The sequence below is a fragment of the Streptomyces sp. NPDC102467 genome (genome assembly GCF_044765445.1).
In the GTDB taxonomy this organism is placed as follows: Bacteria; Actinomycetota; Actinomycetes; order Streptomycetales; family Streptomycetaceae; genus Streptomyces.
The window spans coordinates 1-1341 of record NZ_JBIWKA010000072.1 but is presented as its reverse complement, the minus strand read 5'-3'; the positions used below and the strand labels follow the sequence as shown (position 1 = coordinate 1341).

Genomic DNA, 1341 nt, shown 5'->3' with positions numbered 1-1341 from the left:
AAGGACGAGGTGATCGTGTACTCGAAACAGAGGGGATCGAACACGGTTCTTGTGGTCGTGAACCTCGATCCGCACCACACCCAGGAGGCGACCGTACGCCTCGACTGCGCGCAGTTGAACGTCGACCCCGACTCCTCGTTCCGTGTGCGCGACGAACTCACCGGGACCACCTACAGGTGGGGGGCGACCAATTACGTGCGCCTCGTCCCGGGGGAATCACCGGCCCACGTCTTCACCGTCGGCTGAACCGCCCACCCGTTCTCTTCATCCGCGTCGACGGAGGCAGATCCGTATGTCCACGGACGAAATGGCGCAGTTCCCGTACATACCCGCCAAGTCATCTGACCCCGACTGGTTCAAGCGTGCCGTCTTCTACGAGGTACTGGTCCGTTCCTTCTACGACAGCAACGGCGACGGTATCGGTGACCTGAAGGGCATCACGGCGAAGCTGGACTACCTGCAGTGGCTGGGGGTCGACTGCCTCTGGCTCCCCCCGTTCTTCAAATCGCCGTTGCAGGACGGCGGCTATGACGTGGCGAACTACATCGTCATGCTTCCCGACTTCGGTGATCTGACCGACTTCGTGGAGTTCGTGGACGCGGCGCATCAGCGCGGTATGCGCGTGATCATCGACTTCGTCATGAACCACACCAGCGACCAGCACGAGTGGTTCCAGCAGTCGCGCCTCGACCCTGAGGGCCCCTACGGCGACTACTACGTCTGGGCCGACGACGACACGCAGTACCAGGACGCCCGGATCATCTTCGTCGACACCGAGGCCTCCAACTGGACCTTCGACCCGGTCCGCAAGCAGTACTTCTGGCACCGCTTCTTCTCCCACCAGCCGGACCTCAACTACGAGAACCCGGCCGTCCAGGAGGACATCCTGGCCGCCCTGCGGTTCTGGCTCGACCTGGGCATCGACGGCTTCCGCCTCGACGCGGTCCCCTACCTCTTCGCGGAGGAGGGCACCAACTGCGAGAACCTGCCTGCGTCGCACGAATTCCTGAGGCGGGTCCGCAAGGAGATCGACACCCATTATCCCGACACGGTCCTGCTGGCCGAGGCGAATCAGTGGCCCGAGGACGTCGTCGACTACTTCGGTGACTTTCCCTCCGGTGGCGACGAGTGCCACATGGCTTTTCACTTCCCGGTCATGCCGCGCATCTTCATGGCGGTCCGCCGCGAATCGGCGCTTCCGGTCTCGGAGATCCTGGCCAAGACCCCGGCGATTCCCTCCGGTTGTCAGTGGGGCATCTTCCTGCGCAACCACGACGAGCTGACCCTCGAAATGGTCACCGACGAAGAACGCGACTACATGTACGCGGAGTACGCCAAGGA

At 62.9% G+C, this 1341-nt stretch carries 1 protein-coding gene and 1 pseudogene; both read left to right on the top strand.

The features are described from left to right. Window positions 1-246 (top strand): annotated as a pseudogene (locus ACIREE_RS42685) (alpha-1,4-glucan--maltose-1-phosphate maltosyltransferase); the annotation flags it as partial. A 46-nt stretch (window positions 247-292) separates the two neighbouring features. Continuing rightward, window positions 293-1341: alpha-amylase family glycosyl hydrolase (locus ACIREE_RS42680; protein ID WP_404164990.1), on the top strand; the 1049-nt coding region annotated here is incomplete at its 3' end.